Origin of the sequence: Bradyrhizobium sp. NDS-1 (genome assembly GCF_032918005.1) — a bacterium.
GTDB lineage: Bacteria > Pseudomonadota > Alphaproteobacteria > Rhizobiales > Xanthobacteraceae > Bradyrhizobium > Bradyrhizobium tunisiense.
Map to the genome: position 1 here is coordinate 43,673 of NZ_CP136628.1, position 25,337 is coordinate 69,009.

Here is a 25,337-nt window from a genome sequence, read left to right on the forward strand (position 1 = left end):
TGATTGCGCTGAAGGTGGTGTTTGGAGGACTGGGGAAATGTCGAAAGCGCCCAACCCTGTTGACAAATATGTCGGCAGTCGCGTGCGTATGCGCCGCATCATGTTGGGCATGAGTCAGGAAAAGCTCGGTGAAGCTTTGGGCCTGACTTTCCAGCAGATACAGAAGTACGAGAAGGGCACCAACCGGGTCGGCGCAAGCCGCATCCAGCAAATCGCCGAGATTCTGCAGGTCCCCGTGTCCTTCCTGTTCGAAGGCGGTCCGAGCGGCGTGCCGGGTCCGGACGGCTTCGCCGAAGGCGCCTCGCCCTCCTACGTGTCGGACTTTCTCGCGACCTCCGAAGGACTTGCCTTGACCAAGGCGTTCACGCGAATCACCGACTCGAAGATGCGCCGCTCGATCGTCGATCTCGTCGAGCAGATCGCGGCTCGCGAAGGGCCCGACAAGCGCTGATACGACCTCGATAGCGATTTGAGACCGCGTCAAATCTGGCCTATGTCGTCATTCAAGGCCGCGCTTTGACGCGCGTCCGCTTCGATGATGCGATTCAAAGGCACAGATGCGTCCATGGCCAACTCGAATTGGTTCGATTCTCAAACTATTCTCGATGGCATCCGCCGCTGGGTGGAGGTCGAGACGCCGACGGAAGCGCCTGAACAGGTCAACAAGCTGATCTCTGTGGTCGCGGACCAATACCGCGATCTGCCCGTCACGCTCGAGCGCGTCGCCGGCGTCGATGGCTGCGGCGATCATCTCATCGCGCGGTCGAACTGGGGCCATGACAGGCCGGGCATCCTGGTGCTGAGCCACCTCGATACCGTTCATCCCCTCGGATTCATCGAGCGCCTGCCGTTCAAGGTCGAAGGCGACGTCGCGTTCGGTCCCGGCATCTACGACATGAAGGGCGGTGCCTACATCGCCCTTCACGCCTTTCAGGCGCTCTGCGCGGGCGGCGATCGTTCGCCCCTCGGCATCACGCATTTGTTCACCTCCGACGAGGAGATCGGCAGCCCCACCTCGCGCGCACTCATCGAGCAGGAAGGACGCAGGGCCAAATACGTGCTGGTGACGGAGCCGGCACGTGACGGCGGCAAGATTGTCACCGGACGCAAGGGCGTCGGCCGCTTTCGCGTGTTCGTCAAGGGCGTACCGGCGCATGCCGGCACCCGGCCCGAAGACGGCCGCAGCGCCGTCCGCGAGCTCGCCAACGTCATCCTGGCGCTGGAAGGGATGAACGACCTGGAACGCGGCGTCACCGTCAATGTCGGAGTGGTGCGCGGCGGCACGCGCCCCAACGTCACGCCGGAAGAGGCCTATGCCGAGGTCGATTTGCGCGTGCTGAGCCTCAAGGATGCGGACGAGTTCGTCGGCAAGATCCTCGCGCTCACGTCGAAGACCGACGGCGTCACCGTCAAGGTCACGGGCGAGCTCAACCGACCGCCTTACGAGAAGAGCAACGCAGGCGCTTCGCTGTACGAGCATGCGAAGACGCTCGCCAGCGAGATCGGCTTCGAGCTGATCGACACCCACACCGGCGGCGGCTCGGACGGCAATTTCACCGCCGCCCACACCGCAACGCTCGACGGGCTCGGCGTCGACGGCAAGGGCGCGCACACCCATTATGAGCAGCTCTATATCTCGTCGCTCGCACCGCGCGCGCGGCTGCTCCATCGCCTGTATCAGACGCTGCGATGAGCGAGCGCAAATCAGACCCCGATCGCGAGGACCGCGAACGCGCCTTCTTCGGGCGCCGCAAGGGCCACAAGCTCAGGCAGCACCAGGCCGAGCTGGTCGATCATCTGCTGCCGCATCTTGCCCTCGACATCGAGGGTGAAACGCCGGCGGATGCCCGCGAGATCTTTGGCCTCGCGGCCGAAGACGTGCGGCTCGAGATCGGCTTCGGCGGCGGCGAGCATCTGGCGGCCGAGGCACAGAACTTCGCCACGACAGGCTTCATCGGCTGCGAGCCTTACGTCAACGGCATGGCAAAGATCCTCGCGCAGATCGAGGCCGCCAACGTCGGCAACATCCGCCTGTTCGCGGGCGATGCTGCCGAACTGCTGGCCTGGCTTCCGAAGGCATCACTATCCCGGATCGACCTGATCCATCCCGATCCCTGGCCGAAGCGGCGGCACTGGAAACGCCGCTTCGTCCAGGACAGGACGATCGCCGCGATGGCGCGCGTGCTGAAGCCGAACGGCGAATTCCGCTTCGTCTGCGACATCGACGATTACTGCGCGTGGACGCTGTCGCATCTTGCGCGTTCGCAGGATTTCGTCTGGCTTGCCGAACGTGCCGACGACTTCAGGAAACCATGGGCCGGATACACCATGACCCGCTACGGCCGGAAGGCAGCGCGCGAAGGACGCAAGGCGGCGTATCTGCGGTTCAGGCGGGTGTAGATCTTGTGCACGCCCTCCGCGATCGTCATGTCCGGGCTTGTCCCGGTTATGACGACGTAAGACATGGACCTGGATTAAATCGTCTGCCGGTTGCGCCAGAAGTTCACGACGCGCTCGGCGGTCGTCGGCATCAGGCGTGTGAAGTTGACGCGCGCGCCCTCGATGTCGGCATCGGCCGGCGTGCGGTGCGGACCGTACCAGAGCAGGATGAGCGCGCGCACCGTAGGCCAGCCCAGATTCAGCACCCGACCGATGATGAGGATCGGATCGTAGCGGTCGCCTGAAATCAGGCGGTCGAGAACCGAAAGGCGGACGCCGGACATCGCCGAGAGCGACGCGATCGATTCCTCGTATTTGTTCGCCTTGGCGAAGCCGAGCAGCGCGCTCTCGCCGAGATGGCCCTCGCGATGCAAGGTGAGTACCGTGCGCTGTGCCCCGGAGAAATCGCGCCGCGGACCCGGCGGCAGCGCGGCTTCCTCGATCGCCGCCATCGCGCGCTTGATCTCGAGCTGGCGCGCGGGGTTGACCACGCTGGAGAGGCGCCGGCGGATGACGTCGAGCGTCCCGTCGAGAAGCTCTTTCAGGTGCTCGCCCGAAAGATCGTTGCGCTGACCGATCCTGAGCGTCAAGACGCCGTCCTGTGCCGCGCGCTTGATCATCTCGGAATAGCTGCCCGGCGAGAACACTGCGCCGGCATTGCCGGCGGCGCGGCGCACCACGTCGCGATCGCCGCGCTCGACCAGCACGTCGGTGATCTCGGCCGACAATGCGGGCCGCTCGGTCATCGCCAGCAGATGGCCCTGGCCCTTCAGCCGCGCGATCTCGACCAGGGCTGCGTCATCGAGCACGGGCGAGCGGCGCAGCACGGGGGCCGCCACCATGATCTCGTTTTCGCGCGCGAGTTGATTGACCAGATGCGGCGGCGCGTTGTTCAGGTGCGAGAAGCGCTCGGCCAGGTCGATGCGCGAGGCGAGCTCGGCATGTGGGACGAGATCGATCAGGAGATTGTCGAAGAGATCGATGAGCTCGGGACGAAGATTGGCGGAATCCTGGAAGAACAATTCGGAGATGGCGCGCGCGATCTCGCCGCGTCGCCGCGGATCGCCGCGTTTGACGATGTCGTCCAGTCCGGTAATGAGCGACGTGGCAACGGTCATGAAAGCGCAACTCGATCAGGGCACGCCGCGGGTGCGCCCTGGTCCAAGCCGCCCCACAATCAGGGAATTTAGCCTTCCGAGGTGAAAGAAGCGTTAGGCCCGGGGAGGCCGCGAATCGGGCGCAAAAAGCCTCGTTTGGCCCGCGATGGGCCTTGTCCGGGGGGATCAAAAGCGCTATATCAACGCCAATTCATCTTCTCATACGATCCGCGTAGTGAGAGTGGGCCCGAAAGGACCCGCTCTTTTTTGTTACCTGAATGCGGCTTGGCGGAAGATGCGGCCCGACGCGTGTCGGGAGAGTTCCGAAGCGGGCTTTGAAATCTTAGTTAAGCCTTAACCATCGAGCGCCTGACCCTGGACATGACCGAACCGAACCCTGGTTCCACGGACGCCGAATTGCTGGCCGAGCCGAGACTCGTTGTCGAGCCGGGCGTGGCGGCACGGGTGTCCGCGGTCGCAGCACCGGTGCTCGAGGGCATGGGCTACCGCCTGGTGCGGATCCGCATTTCCGGAGAGGCCGGCTGCACCGTGCAGATCATGGCCGAGCGACCGGACGGCTCGATGCAGCTCGAGGATTGCGAGGCGATTTCGCGGGCGCTCTCGCCCGTGCTCGACGTCGCCGACCCGATCGATCGTGCCTATCGCCTGGAAATCTCCTCGCCGGGGATCGACCGGCCGCTGGTCCGCCGTTCCGATTTCGAGCGCTATTCCGGGCATCTGGTGAAGATCGAGATGGCGGTGGCCCATGAGGGGCGCAAGCGGTTCCGCGGCAGGATCGGTCCCGTCGAAGGCGATCGCGTGCATCTGCATCGCGACGACGTCAAGCCGGGCGACGAAGCCAACGTTCTCCTGACCATGGAAGATATCGGCGAGGCACGCCTGGTGCTGACCGACGAGTTGATCGCCGAATCCATGCGCCGCGGCAAGGCCGAGGAGCGCAAGATGCGCAGGGATCTCGGACTGGAGCCGCCGGCTGCACCGCACGCGGAGATCAGTGCGAAGATCACCAAGAACACCAAGCCGAAGAAGAAGCCGGCACCGACCAACACCAAGAAACATCGTCTTGCCGCCGACCGCGCGCGGCGCGGCGAGATCGATCCTGACCAAGGAGACTAGCCATGGCAGTCAGCGCCAATCGACTTGAATTGCTCCAGATCGCCGATGCCGTCGCGCGCGAGAAATCGATCGACCGCGGCATCGTGATCGCGGCGATGGAGGATGCCATCGCCAAGGCGGCGCGCGCGCGTTACGGCAGTGAGACTGACGTTCACGCCGAGATCGACCCGAAGAAGGGCGAGCTGCGGCTGTCTCGCCACATGCTGGTGGTCGAGAAGGTCGAAAACCATTCCAACCAGATCTCGCTGGTGGACGCGCAGCGCGCCAATCCCGGCGCCCAGGTCGGCGACACCATTGCCGACACGCTGCCGCCGCTGGAATATGGCCGTATCGCCGCGCAGTCGGCCAAGCAGGTCATCGTGCAGAAGGTCCGCGAGGCCGAGCGCGACCGGCAATATCAGGAATTCAAGGACCGCATCGGCGACATCGTCAACGGCGTCGTCAAGCGCGTCGAATATGGCAGCGTGATCGTCGACCTCGGCCGTGGCGAAGCCATCATCCGCCGCGACGAGATGCTGCCGCGCGAGGTGTTCCGCAACGGCGACCGTGTCCGCGCCTACATCTTCGACGTCCGCCGCGAGACCCGCGGTCCGCAGATCTTCCTCTCCCGCACCCATCCGCAGTTCATGGCGAAGCTGTTCGCGCAGGAAGTGCCGGAGATCTATGACGGCATCGTCGAGATCAAGGCGGTCGCTCGCGATCCCGGCTCGCGCGCCAAAATCGGCGTGATTTCGCGCGATTCCTCGGTCGATCCAGTCGGCGCCTGCGTCGGCATGCGCGGCTCGCGCGTGCAGGCCGTGGTGAACGAATTGCAGGGCGAGAAGATCGACATCATTCCCTGGTCGCCCGACATCGCGACCTTCGTGGTCAACGCGCTGGCGCCGGCCGAAGTGTCCAAGGTCGTCATCGACGAAGACCGCGAGCGCATCGAGGTCGTCGTTCCCGATACCAACAACCAGCTCTCGCTGGCGATCGGCCGCCGCGGCCAGAACGTGCGTCTGGCCTCGCAGCTCACCGGCTGGGACATCGACATCCTGACCGAGCAGGAGGAATCGGAGCGCCGCCAGGCCGACTTCGAGAACTCCACCCGCGTCTTCATGGAATCGCTCAACGTTGACGAAGTGGTCGGCCAGCTGCTGGCGTCGGAAGGCTTCACCTCGGTCGAGGAACTCGCCATGGTGGACCTCAAGGAACTCGCCGGCATCGAGGGTTTTGACGAGGAGACCGCGCAGGAACTCCAGAGCCGCGCTCGCGAATATCTCGAGCAGCAGGAAGCGGAGATCGAGGCCAGGCGCAAGGAGCTCGGTGTCGAGGACGCCGTCAAGGACGTGCCCGGCGTCACCTCCAAGATGCTGGTGAAGTTCGGCGAGAACGACATCAAGACGGTCGACGACCTCGCGGGCTGCGCCACCGACGATCTGGTCGGCTGGACCGAGCGCAAGGAAGGCGGCGAGCAGACCAAGTTCCCGGGCGCCCTCGACGGTATCGATATCTCCCGTGACGATGCCGAGGCGATGATCATGCAGGCCCGCGTCAAGGCCGGCTGGATCACCGAGGCCGATCTCGCCAAGCCCGCAGAAGAGGCTGAAGCGACCGAAGATCAGCCGGCTTAAGGGCGAAGGAGGATGTCGCCCGGATGCTCACCGATACTGACCTCGAACTCGACCATGGACCGCGGACCGAAAGGTCCGCGACCATGCGGATGTGCGCGGTCAGTCGGCAGGTCCGGCCGATCGACGAGCTGATCCGCTTCGTCATTTCGCCACAAGGCGACGTGGTTCCGGATCTCAAGCGCAAGCTGCCCGGACGCGGCATGTGGCTCACAGCCTCCCGCGGGGTGGTTGCGGAAGCCGTGCGGCGTCACCAATTTAGCAAGGCCTTCAAGCGCGAGCTGCGCATCCCTCAGACGCTTCCCGCCGACATCGAAGCGCTCCTGGTTCGGAGCGTGACGGAAGCCCTTGGGATCGCTGCCAAGGCCGGCCAGGTCGTGGCCGGCTTCGGCAAGGTCGAAAGCGCCCTCGGGGAAGGCACGGTCGAGGTCCTGATCCACGCCAGCGACGGGGCCGCGGACGGAATCCGCAAATTGGACATGCTGGCGCGTCAAAATGCCGGAAATCGCGGCGCCAAGCCGCAGATTCCCGTCATCACCGCACTGAAATCGATAGAATTGGATTTGGCACTGACCCGGTCAAATGTGATACATGCTGCCGTGCTCGCGGGCCCGGCGAGCAAGTCATTCCTGTCACGTAGCCAGATGCTGGTCCGATACCGGATGGCGGACGATGACAAGACTGCCGAAAAGCACGGCCAGGATTTCTGAGAGACAACGACGACCCAATTGGACGGTGCGGCAACGCACAACACTGATAAATCAGGATTAGGACTGCTGAATGGTTGATACCAAGACCCCTGACGACAAGAAGCTGAGCGTTCCGAGCAAGACGCTATCGCTCAAGCCGCGCGTCGAAACGGGCACTGTGCGCCAGAGCTTCAGCCATGGCCGCAGCAAGCAAGTCGTGGTCGAGAAGCGCGGCAAGCGCCGCATCGACGGCAGCCCCGAGCCGCAGGCTCCCACGGTTGTTGCGAAGCCGGCACCAGCCGCGCCTGCGCCCGCCCCCGCGCGCCCGGCTCCGCCGCGCAACGCCGGCTCCGGCGTCGTGCTGCGCACCCTGACCGAGGACGAACGTTCCGCCCGCGCCAGCGCCTTGGCCGATGCCAAGGTGCGCGAAGTCGAAGAGCGTCGCCAGGCCGAGGAAGAGGCCCAGCGCCGCGCTGTCCGCGAGGCTGCCGAACGCGCCGACCGCGAGGCCGCTGAATCCCGCCGCAAGGCCGAGGAAGAGCGCCACCGTCACGAGGACGAGGCCAAGCGCAAGGCCGAGACCGAGGCCAAGAAGCGCTTTGGCGAAGGCGAGCAGCCGCCATCGGCGCCGCGCCCCGCGGCGGCAGCCCCGGCCGCTTCCACGCCGCGCCCCGGCGCGCCCGCAGCGCGCCCCGGTGCCTCCACGACGGCACGCCCGGGAAGCACGACCGCCCGGCCCGGAACGACCACGGCGCGGCCGGCAGGCGGCCCGTTGGGTCGCGCTCCTGCGGTCGCGGCCGGACCGGATGAGGACGATGGTCCTCGCCAGATCCGTCGCGGTCCCGGCGGTGCCGCGCGTCCGGTGGTCGCCCCCAAGCCCACCCACAAGCCTGGCCCGCAGAAGGAGCGCGGCCGCCTGACGGTCGTTACCGCGCTGAATGCCGACGAGGTCCGCGAGCGCTCGATCGCCTCGTTCCGCCGCCGCACCCAGCGCCTGAAGGGCCACGCAGCGAACGAGCCGAAGGAAAAGCTCATCCGCGAGGTGGTCATTCCGGAAGCGATCACCATCCAGGAGCTCGCCAACCGCATGGCCGAGCGCGCGGTCGATGTCATCCGCATGCTGATGAAGCAGGGCGCGATGCACAAGATCACCGACGTGATCGATGCCGACACCGCGCAGCTGATCGCCGAAGAGCTGGGGCACACCGTCAAGCGCGTTGCCGCGTCCGACGTTGAAGAAGGCCTGTTCGACGCCATCGACGATTCCACCGACACCGAGACGCGTTCGCCGGTGGTGACCGTGATGGGTCACGTCGACCACGGCAAGACCTCGCTGCTCGACGCGCTCCGCCATGCCAACGTCGTCTCCGGCGAAGCCGGCGGCATCACCCAGCATATCGGTGCCTATCAGGTGCTGTCGCCCGAGAGCGGCAAGAAGATCACCTTCATCGACACGCCCGGTCACGCCGCGTTCACCGCGATGCGCGCCCGCGGCGCCAAGGTCACCGACATCGTCGTGCTGGTGGTTGCGGCCGATGACGGCGTCATGCCGCAGACCATCGAAGCCATCAACCACGCCAAGGCGGCGCGGGTGCCGATCATCGTTGCCATCAACAAGATCGACAAGCCCGACGCCAAGCCCGAGCGCGTGCGCACCGAGCTGCTCCAGCACGAGGTTCAGGTCGAATCGTTCGGCGGCGAAGTCGTCGACGTCGAGGTGTCCGCCAAGAACAAGACCAATCTCGACAAGCTGCTCGAGATGATCGCGCTCCAGGCCGACATCCTCGACCTCAAGACCAATTCGGAACGCCCGGCCGAAGGCACCGTGATCGAAGCCAAGCTCGACCGCGGCCGTGGTCCGGTCGCGACCGTGCTGGTCCAGCGCGGCACGCTCCGGGTCGGCGACATCATCGTCGCCGGCGCCGAGATGGGCCGCGTCCGCGCACTGATCTCGGATCAGGGCGAGACCGTGCAGGAAGCAGGTCCCTCGGTTCCGGTCGAGGTGCTCGGCTTCAACGGTCCGCCGGAAGCCGGCGATCGTCTCGCCGTGGTCGAGAACGAAGCCCGCGCCCGCCAGGTCACCAGCTATCGTGCGCACCAGAAGCGCGAGAACGCGGCTGCCTCGATCTCCGGCATGCGCGGCTCGCTCGAGCAGATGATGTCGCAATTGAAGACCGCGGGCCGCAAGGAATTCCCGCTGATCATCAAGGCCGACGTGCAGGGCTCGTTGGAAGCGATCCTCGGCTCGCTGGAGAAGCTCGGTACCGACGAAGTCGCAGCCCGCATCCTGCATGCCGGCGTCGGCGGCATCTCGGAATCCGACGTGACGCTGGCCGAAGGCTTCAACGCCGCGATCATCGGCTTCTCGGTTCGAGCCAACAAGGAGGCCGCTGCGGCCGCCAAGCGCAACGGCATCGAGATCCGCTATTACAACATCATCTACGATCTCGTGGACGACGTGAAGAAGGCGATGAGCGGCCTGCTCGCGCCGACCTTGCGCGAAACCATGCTCGGCAATGCCGCCATCCTGGAGATCTTCAACATCTCCAAGGTCGGCAAGGTCGCCGGCTGCCGCGTCACCGACGGCACCGTGGAACGCGGCGCCAATGTGCGCCTGATCCGCGACAACGTCGTCGTGCACGAGGGCAAGCTGTCGACGCTGAAGCGCTTCAAGGACGAAGTGAAGGAAGTCCAGTCCGGTCAGGAATGCGGCATGGCCTTCGAGAACTACCACGACATGCGCGCCGGTGACGTGATCGAGTGTTACCGCGTGGAGACGATCCAGCGCTCCCTGTAAGTCCAAATCTTACCGAAGCGGTCAGGATCTTTTTGAGCTGAAATTGCGGGAGTGCGATGGCCGGATTTTTTCCGGCCATCCACCCCTCTTCGTTTCAACAGGACAAATGACAATGCCCGTGTCCCAAACGCGGGCATGACGAGGTGATTTTCGAGAATGCCACGCCATCATCAGAAGAAGAGTTCCGCACCGGGCGGAGGCTCGCAACGTCAGTTGCGCGTCGGCGAGCAGGTTCGCCACGCGATGGCCGAGATTCTGGCGCAAGGCAATGTGCATGATGCGGACCTCGAAGGTCACATCATCACCGTGCCGGAGGTACGGATGTCGCCCGACCTGAAGCTCGCAACCGTCTATGTGATGCCGCTCGGTGGCCGCGACACCGGGATCGTCATCGCTGCGCTCGAACGCAACAAGAAGTTCTTGCGCGGCGAGGTCGCGCGTCGCGTTAACCTGAAATTTGCACCTGACCTTCGCTTCCGCGTCGACGAGCGATTCGACGAAGCGGAACGGATCGAGAAGCTTTTGAGAACACCTGCGGTGCAGAAGGATCTCGAACAGGATCCGGACACGGATCGGGAAGAAGAACGATGACGATGGACCCGGCTCACGACACGGTCAGCGGCGAACAGGCCGATCAGCGCGACGTGCAGAAGAAAAATTTTGCGGACGATAATTTTGCGAGCCCGGGCGGCGATTCGCAGCCGCATCAGGAGCCGCGCCGCGTCAACAACGATCCGCGTGCCAATACCAGGCAGAAGGGCAGCCAGATCCGCCGCGACCGGCGCGACGTCCACGGCTGGGTCGTGCTCGACAAGCCGATCGGCATGACTTCGACACAGGCGGTTGCGGTGCTCAAGCGCCTGTTCAACGCCAAGCGCGCCGGGCACGCCGGCACCCTCGATCCGCTCGCCTCGGGCGGGCTGCCGATCGCGCTGGGGGAAGCCACCAAGACCGTTCCCTTCGTCATGGACGGCCGCAAGCGCTACCAGTTCACGGTGTGCTGGGGCGAGGAGCGCGACACCGACGATATCGAGGGCCGGGTGACCGCGACCTCGGACCAGCGTCCGACCCGGGAGGCCATCCTGGCCCTCCTGCCCCGCTTCACCGGGGTGATCGAGCAGATCCCCCCGCGCTATTCCGCGATCAAGGTCCAGGGCGAGCGCGCCTACGACCTCGCCCGCGATGGCGAGGTCGTGGAGCTGGCGCCCCGTCCGGTCGAGATCCACCATTTAGCCCTTGTGGATCAACCGGATAACGACCGGGCCGTGTTCGAGGCCGAATGCGGCAAGGGCACCTATGTCCGGGCGCTAGCCCGCGATATGGGCCGGATTCTCGGCACTTTCGGCCACATCTGCGCCCTCAGGCGGACCTTGGTCGGCCCATTTGGCGAAAACGACATGATTCCGCTGGATCAGCTGGAGGCTTTGTGCGATAGAGCCGCGTCCGGCGAGGGTAGCCTCGCGGACGCGCTTATGCCCGTTGAGACCGCGCTGGACGACATCCCGGCACTGGCCGTCACTCGGGCTGATGCGGCAAGGCTCCATCGGGGCCAGGCCGTTTTGTTGCGCGGACGGGATGCGCCCACTTGTAGCGGCACAGTCTATGTCACGGTGGCAGGCCGGCTTCTCGCGCTTGCTGAAGTCGGCAATGGCGAAATCATCCCCAAGCGTGTGTTCAACCTGACCGGCTTGACTGCCTCAACTGGTCGCAACGAGAGAAATTGACGATGTCGATTGCCGCAGAACGCAAAGCGGAAGTCATCAAGACGAATGCCAACAAGGCCGGCGACACCGGCTCGCCGGAGGTTCAGGTCGCGATCCTGTCGGAACGCATCAACAACCTGACCAACCATTTCAAGACCCACGTGAAGGACAACCATTCGCGTCGCGGCCTCTTGAAGCTGGTCTCGACCCGCCGCTCGCTGCTCGACTACCTCAAGAAGCGGGACGAAGCGCGGTACAAGGCGCTGCTCGAGAAGCACAACATTCGTCGCTAACAGTTCTTACGCGCGCCAACGGCGCGCGTTTTCGCACGCGGCTTCGAACGAAAGCGTCTATTTTAGGCTTTTTGATCGAGGCTGCGCGCACGTCGGATGCGAGCCGTTGAAGGCTGGCATCCGGGGCACGATCGGCGGAGACCGAGGTTCGGTGTTCGCATTCGTGCCGACTGAAAGTCCAGCAGCAATCCGGCGGCTGGGCACAACGGGCAAGGCGCCCGTATGACCCGAAAGGATGGACGCCATCCGAAATCCAAAAACCATGGCAGGATCGCAGGACGCTGATCACCCGCTTCGATCAGCGCCCCGCAATCTTGCGCATGGTTTTTGTTTTTCGAGAGCCGTCCCTTCTTTCGAGAACCCATGAAAGAAGACATCTATGTTCAATAAGCATTCAGTCGAGATCGACTGGGGCGGACGCCCTCTCAAGCTGGAAACCGGCAAGATCGCCCGCCAGGCCGACGGCGCCGTCGTCGCCACCTATGGCGAGACCGTGGTGCTTGCCACCGTCGTCGCGGCGAAGGCCCCGCGTGAAGGCGTCGACTTCCTGCCGCTGACCGTCGACTACCAGGAAAAGACCTACGCTGCGGGCCGCATTCCCGGCGGCTATTTCAAGCGCGAGGGCCGTCCGACCGAGAAGGAGACGCTGGTCTCCCGCCTGATCGACCGTCCGATCCGTCCGCTGTTCGTCGACGGCTGGCGCAACGAGACCCAGGTGATCGTCACCGTTCTCTCGCATGACATGGAGAACGACCCGGACATCGTCGCGCTGGTGGCATCGTCGGCGGCGCTGACCCTGTCGGGCGCACCGTTCAAGGGCCCGATCGGCGCGGCTCGCGTCGGCTTCGCCAATGACGAGTTCATTCTCAACCCGACGCTCGACGAGATGGTCGACACCCAGCTCGACCTCGTCGTCGCCGGCACGGCCGACGCCGTCCTGATGGTGGAATCGGAAGCCAAGGAACTGAACGAAGACATCATGCTCGGCGCCGTGATGTTCGGTCACCGCCACTTCCAGCCGGTGATCAACGCGATCATCGAGCTCGCCGAGAAGGCCGCCAAGGAGCCGCGCGAAGTCACCACGATCGACAATTCCGCGCTCGAGAAGGAAATGCTCGGCCTCGTCGAGCAGGAACTGCGCGCCGCCTACGCCATTCCGGTCAAGCAGGATCGCTATGCCGCGGTCGGCAAGGTCAAGGAAAAGGTGATCGCCCACTACTTCCCCGAAGGGCAGGAGCCGAAATACGACAAGCTGCGCATCTCCGGCGTGTTCAAGGAGCTCGAGGCGAAGATCGTTCGCTGGAACATCCTGGACACGGGCAAGCGCATCGACGGCCGCGATTCCAAGACCGTGCGCAACATCATCGCCGAAGTCGGCGTGCTGCCCCGCGCGCACGGCTCGGCGCTGTTCACCCGCGGCGAGACCCAGGCGCTGGTCGTGACCACGCTCGGCACCGGCGAGGATGAGCAGTACATCGACGCGCTGTCGGGGACGTACAAAGAGACGTTCCTGCTGCACTACAACTTCCCTCCCTACTCGGTCGGTGAGACCGGTCGCCTCGGCGGCACCAAGCGCCGCGAGATCGGCCACGGCAAGCTGGCCTGGCGCGCGATCCACCCGGTGCTGCCGCCGCATCACGAATTCCCCTACACCACGCGCGTAGTGTCGGAGATCACCGAATCGAACGGCTCGTCCTCGATGGCTTCGGTCTGCGGCGCCTCGCTCGCGCTGATGGATGCCGGCGTGCCGCTGAAGCGGCCGACCGCGGGCATCGCAATGGGCCTGATCCTGGAAGACAAGCGCTTCGCGGTTCTCTCGGACATCCTCGGCGACGAGGACCATCTCGGAGACATGGACTTCAAGGTCGCCGGTACCGAGCAAGGCATCACCTCGCTCCAGATGGACATCAAGATCGAGGGCATCACCGAAGAGATCATGAAGGTGGCGCTCGCGCAGGCCAAGGATGGTCGTATCCACATCCTCGGCGAGATGGCCAAGGCGCTGACCAACGCCCGCGCAGAGCTCGGCGAATACGCGCCGCGCATCGAGACCTTCAAGATCGCCACGGACAAGATCCGCGAAGTGATCGGCACCGGCGGCAAGGTGATCCGCGAAATCGTCGAGAAGACCGGCGCCAAGGTCAACATCGAGGACGACGGCACCGTGAAGGTCGCCTCCTCTGATGGCGAGGCGATGAAGGCCGCGATCAAGTGGATCAAGTCGATCGCCTCCGATCCGGAAGTCGGCCAGATCTATGACGGCACCGTCGTCAAGGTGATGGAGTTCGGCGCCTTCGTGAACTTCTTCGGTTCCAAGGACGGCCTCGTCCACATCAGCCAGCTCGCTTCGTCGCGCGTGCAGAAGACCTCCGACGTCGTCAAGGAAGGCGACAAGGTCAAGGTCAAGCTGCTCGGCTTCGACGACCGCGGCAAGACCCGCCTGTCGATGAAGGTCGTCGACCAGACCACCGGCGAGGACCTCGAAGGCAAGGGCGGCGAGAGCGAGAAGGCTCCGCGCGAAGCCGCCGGCGAGTAAGTCTCGCGACAATACGGAAATACGAAGGGCGGCCGCAGGGCCGCCCTTTTTCGTGGGCCGCCTGCGGCCGGCATCATCGGAATGGCAATGCGCGATTCCGCCGCAGCGTCACAATGACTGGGATCGAACCGGCGATGGCTGCTGCTGCGTACCTGTCCGGACCGCCGCGTGCTCTATCGGCGGATTGCCCCCAGACAGGAGAACCAGATGTCATCCTTATCCCGGCGCCGACTCATGCTCACCGCAACCGGCCTCGCCGCCACCGTGGCCGCCCCGCGCCTCGTGTTCGCGCAGGCCGCCGCGGCGCCCACCGGGCCGTTCAAGCTCGATCCGCTGGCTTATCCGGCCAACGCGCTGGAACCGCACATTGATGCCAGGACGATGGAAATCCATCACGATCGTCATCACCAGGCGTTCATCACCAACCTCAACAATTTCGCGAAGGACAATCCGCAGATCGCGGAAAAGCCGATCGGCGACGTGCTGGGCAACCTCGGCGCCGTGCCGGAAGCGATCCGCACCGGCGTCCGCAACAGCATGGGCGGCCACGCTAACCACACCATGTTCTGGCAGATCATGGGACCGAACGGCGGGAGGCCGGAAGGCGCCGTGCTTGCTGCGATCGAGAGCGACCTCGGCGGCATGGAGAAATTCCAGACCGATTTTAACGCAGCCGGCGGACGCGTGTTCGGCTCGGGCTGGGTGTTCGTGACGGTCAGCAAGGATGGCAAGCTCGCGATCGAGACCCGCCCCAACCAGGACAATCCAATGATGGACGGCAAACGCGCGCTGCTCGGCAACGATGTCTGGGAGCACGCCTATTACCTGAACTACCAGAACCGTCGCGCCGATTATCTCAAGGCATGGTGGAACACGGTGAACTGGAAAGTCGTCGGCGAACGCTACGCAGCGGCGAAGGCGGGCTCACTCGGGGTGTGAAGACAATCCAGAACCACGAAAAAAGGGGCGGCCTCTCGGCCGCCCCTTGCTTGTCACTTCCTGATGAGGATCACTTGCGCACGATGTCGTAGCGGTCGAGGTTCATCACCTTGGTCCAGGCCTTGGCGAAGTCCTTCACGAACTGCTCCTTGGAATCGGACGTGGCGTAGACTTCGGCATAGGCGCGGAGCTGCGAGTGCGCCCCGAAGATCAGGTCGACGCGCGTGCCGGTCCACTTCACCGCGTTGGTCTTGCGGTCGCGGGCCTCATAGGTACCGTCAGCCGCCGGAGTCCACTGCGCCCCCATGTCGAGCAGATTGACGAAGAAATCGTTGCTCAGCGTGCCCACATTCGACGTGAAGACACCGTGCTTCGAACCGTTCGCGTTGGCACCGAGCACGCGCAGGCCGCCGACCAGCGCCGTCATCTCGGGGCCGGTGAGCCTCAGGAGCTGCGCACGATCGACCAGCGCCTCTTCCTGTTGCAGGAACTGATGCTTCTTGCCGACATAGTTGCGGAAACCATCGGCCCGCGGCTCGAGCGGCGCGAAGGAGGCCACATCGGTCTGCTCCTGGGAGGCATCCATGCGGCCCGGCGTGAAAGCAACCTTCACGTCGACGCCGGCATCCTTCGCAGCCTTCTCGACCGCAGCGGTGCCGCCGAGGACGATGAGGTCCGCGAGCGAGACCTTCTTGGCGCCGGACGACGCGTTGAAGTCCTTCTGGATCGCTTCGAGCTTGCCGAGCACCTTGGAGAGCTGAGCCGGCTCGTTGACCTCCCAATCCTTCTGCGGGGCAAGGCGAATGCGCGCGCCATTGGCGCCGCCACGCTTGTCCGAGCCACGGAACGTCGAGGCCGACGCCCAGGCGGTCGAGACCAGCTCGGACACCGAAAGGCCCGAAGCCAGGATCTTGGTCTTCAGCGCAGCGATATCCTGATCGCTGACCAGCTCGTGATTCACGGCCGGGATCGGATCCTGCCAGATCAGCGTCTCCTTCGGCACCAGCGGGCCGAGATAGCGCTGGATTGGACCCATGTCGCGATGGGTGAGCTTGAACCAGGCGCGGGCAAAAGCGTCCGCGAACTGGTCGGGGTTTTCGAGGAAGCGGCGCGAGATCTTCTCGTAGGCCGGGTCGAAGCGCAGCGAGAGGTCGGTCGTCAGCATCGTCGGCCGATGCTTCTTCGACTTGTCGAAGGCGTCGGGGATGATCGCGTCGGCGCCCTTCGCAGTCCACTGGTTCGCGCCGCCCGGGCTCTTGGTCAGCTCCCATTCGAAATTGAAGAGGTTCTCGAAGAAGTTGTTGCTCCACTTCGTCGGCGTCTTGGTCCACGTCACCTCGAGACCGCTGGTGATGGCATCACCCGAGTGACCCGATGCGTGCTTGCTCTTCCAGCCGAGGCCCTGGTCTTCCAGCGCGCCCGCTTCCGGCTCCGGACCGACCAGCGAAGGGTCGCCCGCGCCGTGAGTCTTGCCGAAGCTGTGACCGCCGGCGATCAGCGCGACGGTTTCCTCGTCGTTCATCGCCATGCGGGCGAAGGTCTCGCGGATGTCCTTGGCCGCGGCGACGGGATCGGGCTTGCCGTTCGGGCCTTCCGGATTGACGTAGATGAGGCCCATCTGCACCGCGCCGAGCGGCTCGGCGAGCTGACGTTCGCCGCTGTAGCGCTCATCGCCAAGCCAGGTGCCTTCGGGACCCCAATACAGCTCTTCGGGCTCCCACACGTCGGCGCGGCCGCCGGCGAAGCCGAAGGTCTTGAAGCCCATCGATTCCAGCGCGACGTTGCCGGCCAGCACCATCAAATCGGCCCAGGAGATCTTGCGGCCGTATTTCTGCTTGATCGGCCAGAGCAGACGGCGCGCCTTGTCGAGATTGGCATTGTCCGGCCAGCTGTTGAGCGGAGCGAAACGCTGCTGGCCCGCGCCGGCGCCGCCGCGGCCGTCAGTGGTGCGGTAGGTGCCCGCGCTGTGCCATGCCATGCGGATCATCAGGCCGCCGTAGTGTCCGAAGTCGGCGGGCCACCATTCCTGCGAATCCGTCATCAAGGCGGTGAGGTCCTTGATCACCGCGTTGAGATCGAGCGACTTGAACTCCTTGGCGTAATCGAAGTCCTCGCCCATCGGATCGGACTTGTCGGAATTCTTGTGCAGCATCTCGATGCTGAGCTGCGTCGGCCACCAGTCGCGGTTCGCCGGCACGCGTTTTCCACCCGAAAACGGGCACTTCGAAGTGTCGTCCATGAATACCTCCTCTGGTGGCGTCGAACTCGCGCCTTTGACCAGGTAGAACCACTCTAAGCGCCGCGTTCGATCAGGGGAAGTTGACTTTAATGATCGCTGCAATAAGATTTTCTGATGCTGAACGTGACGCTCCGCCAGCTCCGGTATTTCGATGCGCTGGCGCGTCATGGCCATTTCGGCCGCGCGGCCGAGGCCTGCTCCATCTCGCAGCCGGCCTTGTCGATGCAGATCAAGGAGTTGGAGGAGGCGCTGGGCGGGCTGCTGCTGGAGCGCAGCGCGCGCCAAGTGGCGCTGACCCGGTTCGGCGAGGAGCTCGCGCAACGCGTCCGCGACATCCTCCGCTCGGTCGATGAGCTCGGCGACTTCGCCCGCGCCTCGCAGGACCGGTTTGCCGGCCGGCTGCGCATCGGCATGATCCCGACGATCGCGCCTTATCTCCTGCCCACGATCACCAAGAATCTCACGCGCCTGCATCCGGAGCTCGACATCCGGGTGCGCGAGACCATGACGCCGCGGCTGATCCAGGAACTGGTGGAGGGACGGCTCGACACCGCCATCGTGGCGCTGCCGGTGTCCGAGCCCTCGCTCACCGAGGTCGCCCTGTTCGAGGAAAAATTCCTGCTGGTCCGGCCGGGTGCGGACGAGGGAACGCCGGCACCTTCGCGCGAGATGATGCGCGAGATGCGGCTATTGCTGCTCGAGGAGGGCCACTGCTTCCGCGACCAGGCGCTGTCGTTCTGCAACATGCAATCGGCACCGCCGCGCGAGATGCTGGACGCCAACTCGCTGTCGACGCTGGTCCAGATGGTCAGCGCCGGCATCGGCGTGACGCTGATTCCGGAGATGGCGGTGCCGGTGGAGACGCGATCGGCCTCGGTCTCGCTCGCTCGCTTCCGCGACCCGCAACCATCCCGCACAATCGGCATGGTTTGGCGCAAGACCAGCCCGCTGGCCCGGCAGCTGCTGCAGATCTCCGAGGTGGTGTGCCTGTCGGCCGGCAAGGTGCGAGCGCGTCCGGCCGCGCGCAGCCAGAGAGCCTAGCTTCCGATGTCGCATCCTGTCATCCGCCCCGCCCGCGCAGACGAGTACGACGAGGTCGGCCGCGTCTGGATGGAGAGCTGGGTCTCGACCGGGCTCGGCGAGGCCAGCGACTTCCTGCTGGCAAACCTGCGCGCGCGCGTCCGGCGCGAGATCGAGGACGGCTGGAGCCTGTTCGTCGCCGACGATCAAGGCACCATCGCCGCCATGCTGGCACTGCATGTGCCGAGGCGCTATCTCGACATGCTCTTCGTCGCGCCCGCATATCAGGGCCAATCGCTCGGCCGACGATTGCTCGCCTTCACCCGCACGCAAATGCCTGACGAGATGTACCTGCGTTGCGTCCGCGAGAACGAAAAAGCCTGGCGCTGGTACGAGCGCGAAGGTTTCGTGTTCGAGAAGGAAGCGATCGAGCCGTCAAACGGATTCATGATGAAATATTATCGGTGGAGGCGGACGACATAGGTTGTGCTTGCGAACGCGTTCTACACGCCCTAGTTTGCAGGTCACGTCTCAGCAACTTGAATTCCCGAGTCATGTTACGCAGTTTCGCCGCCGCTGCCATCTTCGTGTCATCTTGCGCCACGACCGGGTGGTCCCAGTCCGCCTCTGCTCCACCCACTGCCGCAACTCCGGCGACGAGCAAGCCGACTGGCAAGAAGGCGGGGCCGAAGGCCAAACACTCGGCGGCGAACAAGCCGCAAGCGGTGGAAATCGGCCCCTGCAAGCTCGGCGTGATCTCGGTGATCGGCGAACGCTACTCCGTCCAGAAATTCGGGCTGACCATCTTCGAGAACGAGGAGACCGAAGTTGCCATCGACTGGGGTCTTGACGATCTCGTGTTTGCACGGGTGAAAGCCGCAACGGGTAACGATCCCGGTGTTCGCAGGATCAGCTATCCCAAGGGAGCCTTCGAACCCTTCTACAATCCGAAATCGCGATTCATTCCCGATCCCAGCGAACGCCTGCCAGCGATCGTGCGCGGCATCACGCCGAACGCGAGCTGCGATCGATATCTGGTTGCGACCACGTACAAGGGAGAATTGCCGGGCAGCCGCCTGATGCTGAATGGTATCGGCACGTTCAATCAAGGTCTCGGAAATCTGATCCGGCATTCGCATTTGTTCGCCAACATCTCCATCAACCTGATCGACGGTAGAAGCTATGAGCAGATCGACCGTCCGTTCGTGAATTTCGGCGTCAACCTCGCAGCGAGCATGCGGTTGACGGAGGATCCACTCACCAAGCTCGACAACGATCATTTCCCCAATCCGCCCGCGACGGCTTCGAGCAGCGCAGTTCTGCGTGAGAGAACACGAGCGCTCGTGACCAACAGGCTCGATCGGGGACTCCCCGGCTATCTGCAGCAAGAGTGACAGCCACTCATTCGGGTTGACCAAGATATTGCGCGCCGAACACGGCCTCCTTCCCATGCGTAGTGAGTTGCGAATTCCAACCAGACACGCGATGAACTAGACTTGGTCTCCCGCACACTGGAAGGTCCGCGCCATGATCAAGCTCTATTGGTCGCCCCGCTCGCGCTCATTCACGACACTCTGGCTGATGGAGGAGAGCGGCCTGCCCTATGAGCGGGTGCTGACGGACATCTCGACCGGCGCACAGAAGGCGCCGGATTATTTGAAGATCAATCCGATGGGCAAGGTGCCGGCGCTGACCGACGGCGATGCCGCACTCGGCGAGGCCGCGGCGATCTGTGCCTACATTGCCGACCGCTATCCGGAGACGAAGCTCGCGCCAGGGGTGACCGATCCGCGCCGCGCGCGCTATCTGCAATGGCTGTTCTTTTCGCCCGGCTGCATCGAGCCCGCCATCATCCAGATCTTCACCAAGATCGAGATCCCGACCTCGACCGCGGCCTGGGGCAGCGCGACGCAGGTCTTCGACGTGCTGGAAGCTGCGCTCGCCAAGGGACCGTGGATTTTAGGCGAGGACTTCTCGGCCGCCGACATCACGATCGGCTCGGGCCTGAATTTCGCGGTGCGGCAGTTCAAGATGGTGCCGTCGCGCCCGGCGTTCGATGCCTATCTCGCGCGTTGCACAGCGCGGCTGGCCTTCCAGCGCGCGGAGAAGATCGCGGCGGGGTGAGGCTGCTCTCGTAGGCGCGCAAGGGCGCCTTCGCCGTGCCCACGATCTGCAATCATTGAGAGACGATGGGCACGTCGCTCACGCTCCTTTGCCCACCCTACGGAATCTGCGAACGTTTCAGTCCGCCTTCAGATCGTCCGGCCGCGGCATCAGCACGATGTTGTAGCCGGAATCGACGTAGTGGATCTCGCCGGTGACGCCGCCGGACAGATCCGACAGCAGGTACAGCGCGGAGCCGCCGAGATCGTCGAGCGTGACGCCGCGGCGGAGAGGCGAATGCTTCTGCATGAAGGCGAACATCGCACGCGCCTCGCCAATGCCCGAACCGGCGAGCGTGCGGATGGGACCTGCGGAGATCGCGTTGACACGGATGCCGCGCGGTCCGAAATCGGAGGCGAGATAGCGCACGGAGGCTTCCAGCGCCGCCTTGGCCACGCCCATCACATTGTAGTTCGGCATCGCGCGCTCCGAGGCGCCGAAGGTCAGCGTGACCATACTGCCGCCCTCCGTCATCAGCTCTGCGGCGCGCTTTGCGATTTCCGTGAACGAGAAGCAGGAGATCACCATCGTGCGCGAAAAATTCTCGCGGCTGGTGTCGGCGTAGCGGCCCTTCAGCTCGTTCTTGTCGGCAAAGCCGATGGCGTGGATGACGAAATCGAGCTTGCCCCATTTTTCGCGGAGCACATCGAAGGTGGCATCGACGCTGGCGATGTCCTCGACGTCGCAAGGCAGCACCAGATCGACCCCGAGCTGCTCGGCCAGCGGCTTGACGCGCTTGCCCAGGGCCTCGCCCTGGAAGGTGAAGGCGAGCTCGGCCCCGTGAGCATGCAGCGTCTTCGCCATGCCCCAGGCGATCGAGTGATCATTGGCGATGCCCATGATCAGACCGCGCTTGCCCTTCATCAAACCTTCCATCTCGCGATTACCTTCCGTTTTCGTCACGCCCGGCTTGTCCCGGGCATCAGCACTTCCAACACCGGGGCCAAGACGTGGATGGCCGGGACAAGCCCGGCCATGACGAGAAAATCAACCGTCCGCCAACAATGGCGTTACGCATCCAGCCGGCTGAATACCAGCGTGGCGTTGGTGCCGCCGAAGCCGAAGGAGTTCGACAGCACGGTGCCGATCTTGACGTTGTCGATGCGCTTGCGCACGATCGGCATGTCGGCGAAAACGGGGTCGAGCTCCTGGATGTGCGCGCTCTCGCAGATGAAGCCGTTGTTCATCATCAGCAGCGAGTAGATCGCTTCCTGCACGCCGGTGGCACCCAGCGAGTGGCCGGTCAGCGCCTTGGTGGCAGAGATCGGCGGGCACTTCTCGCCGGTGCCGAACACCTTTCGCAGCGCCTCGATCTCCGGGGGATCTCCGGCCGGCGTCGAGGTCGCGTGGGGATTGATGTAGTCCACCTTGGTCTTCACCGTCGACATCGCCATGCGCATGCAGCGCTCGGCGCCTTCACCCGATGGCGCGACCATGTCGTAGCCGTCCGACGTCGCGCCATAGCCGACGATCTCGCCGTAAATGCGGGCGCCGCGCGCCTTGGCATGCTCGAGCTCTTCCAGCACCAGCACGCCGGCGCCGCCGGCGATGACGAAGCCGTCGCGGTTGACGTCGTAGGGGCGCGAGGCCGTGGCAGGCGTGTCGTTGTACTTCGAGGACATCGCGCCCATGGCATCGAACAGCACGGACAGCGACCAGTCCAATTCTTCGCAGCCACCGGCGAAGATGACGTCCTGCTTGCCGATCTGGATCGTCTCATAGGCATTGCCGACGCAATGATTCGACGTCGCGCAGGCCGAGGAGATCGAGTAATTCACGCCCTTGATCTTGAACCAGGTCGCAAGCGTCGCGGAGGCCGTGGACGACATCGCCTTCGGCACTGCAAACGGTCCGACGCGCTTCGGTCCCTTGGCGCGGGTGATGTCGGCAGCCTCGACGATGGTGCGGGCGGACGGGCCGCCGGAACCCATGATGATGCCGGTGCGGATGTTGGAGACTTCGTCGGGCGACAGACCCGAGTCCTGAATCGCCTGCTCCATCGCGATATGATTCCACGCCGCGCCCTGACCGAGGAAACGCATGGCGCGGCGGTCGACCACCGTCGCGGGATCGAGCGTCGGCGCACCTTGCACCTGCGAACGAAAGCCGAGCTCGGCATATTTCTCAGCCCGAGAAATGCCCGACTTCGCCTCGTGAAGGCTCGCAAGCACTTCCTGGGTGTTGTTTCCGATCGACGAGACGATGCCCATCCCGGTGACCACAACCCGCCTCATGACAGCCTCGCCCTGCTCGTTGTCTTCTTGCTCGTTCTCTTCGTGGTGATGCGCTCAGCCCAGGCTCGTGCCCTGCTTGAACAGGCCGACCTTCAGGTCCTTGGCGCGATAGATAATCTGCTCGTCGACCGAAAGCCATCCGTCGGCGATCCCGAGCACCAGCTTTGAACGCATCACGCGCTTGATATCGACGTTGTACACAACCTTGCTGGCCTCGGGCAGCACCTGGCCGCTGAACTTTAATTCGTTCAGACCAAGCGCACGCCCGCGACCTTCGCCCCCGGTCCAGCCCAGATAGAAGCCGACCATTTGCCACAGTGCGTCGAGGCCGAGGCAGCCGGGCATCACGGGATCGTTCTTGAAGTGGCAGCCGAAGAACCAGAGATCGGGCTTCACGTCGAGCTCGGCGCGCACCACGCCCTTGCCGAACTCCCCGCCGGTCTCGCTAATTTCCGTGATGCGATCGAACATCAGCATCGGTGGCAGCGGCAGCTGGGCATTGCCCGGGCCGAACATCTCGCCGCGGGCACAGGCCAGCAGATCTTCGTATTCGTAACCGTTGCGCCTGTTCAGCATGCACGAGCCTCTGTTTGAATTCCGATTGAGCGGCGTTTCTTGGCGAAAATGGGCCCGGTCTCGATCGGAGAGCAACGCCAATTGCCACCGTCAGGCGCGGCTCCCGCATGTCCCGGATGGACTGCCGACCAGGCCTCCATGCCCGGCTGCGCCAAAATCGGCTAAGCGGAACCGCGCGCTCTCTAACACAGGCCATTTCGAGTGGCAAAGCGGATCCATGAAGGTAAAGTGACGCGATCCCGGCCCGGTTCCAAGCCTGATTAGAACCCCTCTAGTTGCGAGAAACTTGCATCTGCATCTTTCTGTTCTTATATTGCAGATAGATAATGTTCACGCGTGCCCGAAATCTGGAAATGAGCGAGAATACAGCGCCCCGTCACGACGATGACGTCCATTCTGCAGCCCTGCTGTCCGGCCGCCACCCGGCTTTGACCGGCTGCCCTTGGCACGACGTCAACGAAATGCTCCAGTCCGCCGGGCTCCGTCCGACGCGCCAGCGCATGGCGCTCGGCTGGCTGTTGTTCGGCAAGGGTGCTCGCCACCTCACGGCTGAAATGCTCTACGAGGAAGCGACCCTGGCCAAGGTCCCGGTGTCGTTGGCGACCGTCTACAACACGCTGAACCAGCTCACCGATGCCGGCCTGCTCCGCCAGGTCAGCGTCGACGGCACCAAGACCTATTTCGACACCAACGTCACTACCCACCATCACTACTACCTCGAGAACAGCCACGAGCTGGTCGACATCGAGGATCCGCATCTGGCGCTGTCCAAGATGCCGGAGGTGCCGGAAGGTTACGAGATCGCGCGTATCGACATGGTCGTGCGCCTGCGCAAGAAGCGCTGAGATCAATCCAAGCTGTTACCGTCATGGCCGGGCTTGTCCCGGCCATTGTCGTTTTACGCCGTCATTCCGGCATGGTGCGCAGCACCAGACCTCAGGTGCGCAATGGCGCACCGGGGAATGTCGAGATCCCGGCTTCGATGCTAGGCATCGCCCCGGGATGACGCCTCCGGCGTCAATTCACCTGCTCGTCCGAGTACACGCCCCAGAGGCGCTCCTGCTGGATCCAACCGTCAAAGCCGTTGCCGGTGACGCGGCACCAGTTTGCGGTGCACTTCTTGACCTGCGTGACGACGCCGGCCTGGAGCTTTGCTGCAACGGCGCTGTCGGGATCGGCGCGATCGTAGATCGGGGCGAGTTCGTCCTTGTGCTTCATGGTGACGACCGCAGTGCGGCGGCCCGACAGCAGCGAGTGATAGACCCAGCCCTCGGCGCCCTCGGAATCGCGCACCCGGCGCCAATTCTCGAACTCGGCGGTGATTTCGACCGGCAGGCCGGCGCGGGTGTAGACCCAGGCCACGTCATTGTCCTTGGTCGGGCCGGCGCGAACATTGACGTGGTCCGATTTGAGGCTGACGTAACGCGGCACCGGCAGGCCGCTGGCGCTCTGCGGGACGTTATCCTTGGCCGAATGCGCGGGGCCGACCGAGGCGCTCCACCAGGTGCAGACAAGCGCCATCACCGAACAAAAACGCTCCAACGCCATCAACCCGTCTCCTGTCGAGGACCCGGCCTTGCCGGACCCTCACCCAAAATTCCAAACCCTGCCGCGTACATCCCGACCCGCCCCACGCGGGTGTTCCCCAGGCCCGGCCCGTGGTTCTTGTCTTGGCCCGGCCTTCTGCTAGAGAGGACGGGCACTTGAACAACCAGTTTGCCCCGATTTTCCGGCCGGAAATCTCGGGAGAGCTTGGAGGAAACGCCGGGGACGGACACGGCAAGGGCAGTGTCGAACAACCGGGTTAATGAGGCCTCAACGGCCGGCCTTTGGCGACAGAGGCGGCCTGCGACGCCTCATGAGAG

Annotated in this window: 23 protein-coding genes; 17 read left to right on the forward strand and 6 right to left on the reverse strand. The window is 64.2% G+C overall.

Features of this window, described 5'->3' with window-relative positions; genetic code table 11:
- Window positions 1-37 precede the first annotated feature (37 nt).
- The 3 genes from RX330_RS00185 to trmB all read left to right on the forward strand — a co-directional run bounded on the left by RX330_RS00185 (window position 38) and on the right by trmB (window position 2,400).
- Entirely contained in the window at window positions 38-451 is a 414-nt protein-coding gene (locus tag RX330_RS00185) for a helix-turn-helix domain-containing protein (RefSeq protein ID WP_028139513.1), read from the forward strand.
- Between the two features lie 84 nt (window positions 452-535).
- On the forward strand, window positions 536-1,693 hold the full coding sequence (locus tag RX330_RS00190) for a M20 family metallopeptidase (protein WP_317241658.1): 1,158 nt from the start codon (window positions 536-538) through the stop codon (window positions 1,691-1,693).
- Window positions 1,690-2,400, forward strand: a complete 711-nt coding sequence (gene trmB / locus RX330_RS00195) for a tRNA (guanosine(46)-N7)-methyltransferase TrmB (protein WP_317241659.1) — start codon at window positions 1,690-1,692, stop codon at window positions 2,398-2,400. The genes RX330_RS00190 and trmB overlap by 4 nt, the downstream gene beginning before the upstream one ends.
- Before the next feature lie 74 nt (window positions 2,401-2,474).
- Here the strand turns inward: trmB and RX330_RS00200 are convergent, their stop codons facing one another.
- Window positions 2,475-3,557: a DUF2336 domain-containing protein gene (locus RX330_RS00200; RefSeq protein WP_317241660.1), complete on the reverse strand. Its 1,083-nt coding sequence runs from the start codon at window positions 3,555-3,557 to the stop codon at window positions 2,475-2,477.
- Between the two features lie 360 nt (window positions 3,558-3,917).
- Between RX330_RS00200 and rimP the strand changes: the two genes are divergently transcribed.
- The 9 genes from rimP (at window position 3,918) to RX330_RS00245 (ending at window position 15,240) form a co-directional block, all read left to right on the forward strand.
- On the forward strand, window positions 3,918-4,673 hold the full coding sequence (gene rimP, locus RX330_RS00205; RefSeq protein ID WP_212083420.1) for a ribosome maturation factor RimP: 756 nt from the start codon (window positions 3,918-3,920) through the stop codon (window positions 4,671-4,673).
- A 2-nt stretch (window positions 4,674-4,675) separates the two neighbouring features.
- Window positions 4,676-6,286, forward strand: coding sequence for a transcription termination factor NusA (gene nusA / locus RX330_RS00210; RefSeq protein ID WP_018319418.1), 1,611 nt, complete (start codon window positions 4,676-4,678; stop codon window positions 6,284-6,286).
- A gap of 23 nt (window positions 6,287-6,309) precedes the next feature.
- Complete coding sequence (locus RX330_RS00215) at window positions 6,310-6,993, forward strand: RNA-binding protein (protein ID WP_317241662.1); 684 nt, start codon at window positions 6,310-6,312, stop codon at window positions 6,991-6,993.
- A gap of 70 nt (window positions 6,994-7,063) precedes the next feature.
- Entirely contained in the window at window positions 7,064-9,769 is a 2,706-nt protein-coding gene (gene infB, locus RX330_RS00220) for a translation initiation factor IF-2 (RefSeq protein WP_317241663.1), read from the forward strand.
- A 156-nt stretch (window positions 9,770-9,925) separates the two neighbouring features.
- Window positions 9,926-10,360, forward strand: a complete 435-nt coding sequence (rbfA, locus tag RX330_RS00225) for a 30S ribosome-binding factor RbfA (protein ID WP_212083414.1) — start codon at window positions 9,926-9,928, stop codon at window positions 10,358-10,360.
- A complete protein-coding gene (truB, locus tag RX330_RS00230; protein ID WP_212083412.1) occupies window positions 10,357-11,493 on the forward strand; it encodes a tRNA pseudouridine(55) synthase TruB in 1,137 nt (378 codons plus the stop codon). Before rbfA ends, truB begins: the two co-directional genes overlap by 4 nt.
- Window positions 11,494-11,495: 2 nt before the next feature.
- Window positions 11,496-11,765, forward strand: coding sequence for a 30S ribosomal protein S15 (rpsO, locus tag RX330_RS00235; protein ID WP_008131787.1), 270 nt, complete (start codon window positions 11,496-11,498; stop codon window positions 11,763-11,765).
- Window positions 11,766-12,144: 379 nt separating this feature from the next.
- Window positions 12,145-14,301, forward strand: a complete 2,157-nt coding sequence (gene pnp / locus RX330_RS00240; protein ID WP_317241664.1) for a polyribonucleotide nucleotidyltransferase — start codon at window positions 12,145-12,147, stop codon at window positions 14,299-14,301.
- A gap of 207 nt (window positions 14,302-14,508) precedes the next feature.
- Window positions 14,509-15,240, forward strand: coding sequence for a superoxide dismutase (locus RX330_RS00245; RefSeq protein WP_317241665.1), 732 nt, complete (start codon window positions 14,509-14,511; stop codon window positions 15,238-15,240).
- A gap of 70 nt (window positions 15,241-15,310) precedes the next feature.
- On the opposite strand, the gene katG is transcribed toward RX330_RS00245, so the two are convergent.
- Window positions 15,311-17,479: a catalase/peroxidase HPI gene (gene katG / locus RX330_RS00250; RefSeq protein ID WP_317241666.1), complete on the reverse strand. Its 2,169-nt coding sequence runs from the start codon at window positions 17,477-17,479 to the stop codon at window positions 15,311-15,313.
- Window positions 17,480-17,593: 114 nt separating this feature from the next.
- Here katG and RX330_RS00255 point away from each other — a divergent pair, with 114 nt between their 5' ends.
- The 4 genes from RX330_RS00255 to RX330_RS00270 all read left to right on the forward strand — a co-directional run bounded on the left by RX330_RS00255 (window position 17,594) and on the right by RX330_RS00270 (window position 20,623).
- Window positions 17,594-18,520, forward strand: coding sequence for a hydrogen peroxide-inducible genes activator (locus RX330_RS00255; RefSeq protein WP_317241668.1), 927 nt, complete (start codon window positions 17,594-17,596; stop codon window positions 18,518-18,520).
- Between the two features lie 6 nt (window positions 18,521-18,526).
- Window positions 18,527-18,982 carry a GNAT family N-acetyltransferase gene (locus RX330_RS00260; protein ID WP_317241669.1) on the forward strand — a complete coding sequence of 152 codons (456 nt, stop codon included), beginning with the start codon at window positions 18,527-18,529 and terminating at the stop codon, window positions 18,980-18,982.
- Window positions 18,964-19,893, forward strand: a complete 930-nt coding sequence (locus tag RX330_RS00265; RefSeq protein ID WP_317241670.1) for a hypothetical protein — start codon at window positions 18,964-18,966, stop codon at window positions 19,891-19,893. The genes RX330_RS00260 and RX330_RS00265 overlap by 19 nt, the downstream gene beginning before the upstream one ends.
- Window positions 19,894-20,026: 133 nt before the next feature.
- Entirely contained in the window at window positions 20,027-20,623 is a 597-nt protein-coding gene (locus tag RX330_RS00270; RefSeq protein ID WP_212083393.1) for a glutathione S-transferase family protein, read from the forward strand.
- Between the two features lie 117 nt (window positions 20,624-20,740).
- Here RX330_RS00270 and fabI read toward each other — a convergent pair whose 3' ends face one another.
- From fabI to fabA, 3 genes are all read right to left on the reverse strand, one after another.
- The gene (gene fabI / locus RX330_RS00275; RefSeq protein WP_212084582.1) at window positions 20,741-21,538 is read right to left on the reverse strand and encodes an enoyl-ACP reductase FabI; all 798 of its coding nucleotides are present in this window, start codon (window positions 21,536-21,538) and stop codon (window positions 20,741-20,743) included.
- A gap of 134 nt (window positions 21,539-21,672) precedes the next feature.
- Window positions 21,673-22,896, reverse strand: a complete 1,224-nt coding sequence (gene fabB, locus RX330_RS00280) for a beta-ketoacyl-ACP synthase I (RefSeq protein WP_212083391.1) — start codon at window positions 22,894-22,896, stop codon at window positions 21,673-21,675.
- 54 nt (window positions 22,897-22,950) lie between these two features.
- A complete protein-coding gene (fabA, locus tag RX330_RS00285) occupies window positions 22,951-23,472 on the reverse strand; it encodes a bifunctional 3-hydroxydecanoyl-ACP dehydratase/trans-2-decenoyl-ACP isomerase (RefSeq protein WP_212084580.1) in 522 nt (173 codons plus the stop codon).
- 353 nt (window positions 23,473-23,825) lie between these two features.
- Here fabA and irrA point away from each other — a divergent pair, with 353 nt between their 5' ends.
- Window positions 23,826-24,317: an iron response transcriptional regulator IrrA gene (irrA, locus tag RX330_RS00290; RefSeq protein WP_212083389.1), complete on the forward strand. Its 492-nt coding sequence runs from the start codon at window positions 23,826-23,828 to the stop codon at window positions 24,315-24,317.
- Between the two features lie 172 nt (window positions 24,318-24,489).
- Here the strand turns inward: irrA and RX330_RS00295 are convergent, their stop codons facing one another.
- Window positions 24,490-25,020 carry an SH3 domain-containing protein gene (locus tag RX330_RS00295; protein ID WP_317241671.1) on the reverse strand — a complete coding sequence of 177 codons (531 nt, stop codon included), beginning with the start codon at window positions 25,018-25,020 and terminating at the stop codon, window positions 24,490-24,492.
- Window positions 25,021-25,337: the final 317 nt, after the last annotated feature.

Bases quoted from the DNA above. Each gene is read 5' to 3' on its own strand.
- pnp (WP_317241664.1), top strand. From the start codon at position 12,145: ATGTTCAATAAGCATTCAGTCGAGATCGACTGGGGCGGACGCCCTCTC.
- infB (WP_317241663.1), top strand. From the start codon at position 7,064: ATGGTTGATACCAAGACCCCTGACGACAAGAAGCTGAGCGTTCCGAGC.
- rbfA (WP_212083414.1), top strand. From the start codon at position 9,926: ATGCCACGCCATCATCAGAAGAAGAGTTCCGCACCGGGCGGAGGCTCG.
- irrA (WP_212083389.1), top strand. From the start codon at position 23,826: ATGAGCGAGAATACAGCGCCCCGTCACGACGATGACGTCCATTCTGCA.
- RX330_RS00270 (WP_212083393.1), top strand. From the start codon at position 20,027: ATGATCAAGCTCTATTGGTCGCCCCGCTCGCGCTCATTCACGACACTC.
- trmB (WP_317241659.1), top strand. From the start codon at position 1,690: ATGAGCGAGCGCAAATCAGACCCCGATCGCGAGGACCGCGAACGCGCC.
- RX330_RS00255 (WP_317241668.1), top strand. From the start codon at position 17,594: ATGCTGAACGTGACGCTCCGCCAGCTCCGGTATTTCGATGCGCTGGCG.
- RX330_RS00260 (WP_317241669.1), top strand. From the start codon at position 18,527: ATGTCGCATCCTGTCATCCGCCCCGCCCGCGCAGACGAGTACGACGAG.
- RX330_RS00295 (WP_317241671.1), bottom strand. From the start codon at position 25,020: ATGGCGTTGGAGCGTTTTTGTTCGGTGATGGCGCTTGTCTGCACCTGG.
- RX330_RS00190 (WP_317241658.1), top strand. From the start codon at position 536: ATGATGCGATTCAAAGGCACAGATGCGTCCATGGCCAACTCGAATTGG.
- fabI (WP_212084582.1), bottom strand. From the start codon at position 21,538: ATGGAAGGTTTGATGAAGGGCAAGCGCGGTCTGATCATGGGCATCGCC.
- fabB (WP_212083391.1), bottom strand. From the start codon at position 22,896: ATGAGGCGGGTTGTGGTCACCGGGATGGGCATCGTCTCGTCGATCGGA.
- katG (WP_317241666.1), bottom strand. From the start codon at position 17,479: ATGGACGACACTTCGAAGTGCCCGTTTTCGGGTGGAAAACGCGTGCCG.
- RX330_RS00245 (WP_317241665.1), top strand. From the start codon at position 14,509: ATGTCATCCTTATCCCGGCGCCGACTCATGCTCACCGCAACCGGCCTC.
- rimP (WP_212083420.1), top strand. From the start codon at position 3,918: ATGACCGAACCGAACCCTGGTTCCACGGACGCCGAATTGCTGGCCGAG.
- rpsO (WP_008131787.1), top strand. From the start codon at position 11,496: ATGTCGATTGCCGCAGAACGCAAAGCGGAAGTCATCAAGACGAATGCC.
- RX330_RS00200 (WP_317241660.1), bottom strand. From the start codon at position 3,557: ATGACCGTTGCCACGTCGCTCATTACCGGACTGGACGACATCGTCAAA.
- nusA (WP_018319418.1), top strand. From the start codon at position 4,676: ATGGCAGTCAGCGCCAATCGACTTGAATTGCTCCAGATCGCCGATGCC.
- RX330_RS00185 (WP_028139513.1), top strand. From the start codon at position 38: ATGTCGAAAGCGCCCAACCCTGTTGACAAATATGTCGGCAGTCGCGTG.
- RX330_RS00215 (WP_317241662.1), top strand. From the start codon at position 6,310: ATGCTCACCGATACTGACCTCGAACTCGACCATGGACCGCGGACCGAA.
- truB (WP_212083412.1), top strand. From the start codon at position 10,357: ATGACGATGGACCCGGCTCACGACACGGTCAGCGGCGAACAGGCCGAT.
- fabA (WP_212084580.1), bottom strand. From the start codon at position 23,472: ATGCTGAACAGGCGCAACGGTTACGAATACGAAGATCTGCTGGCCTGT.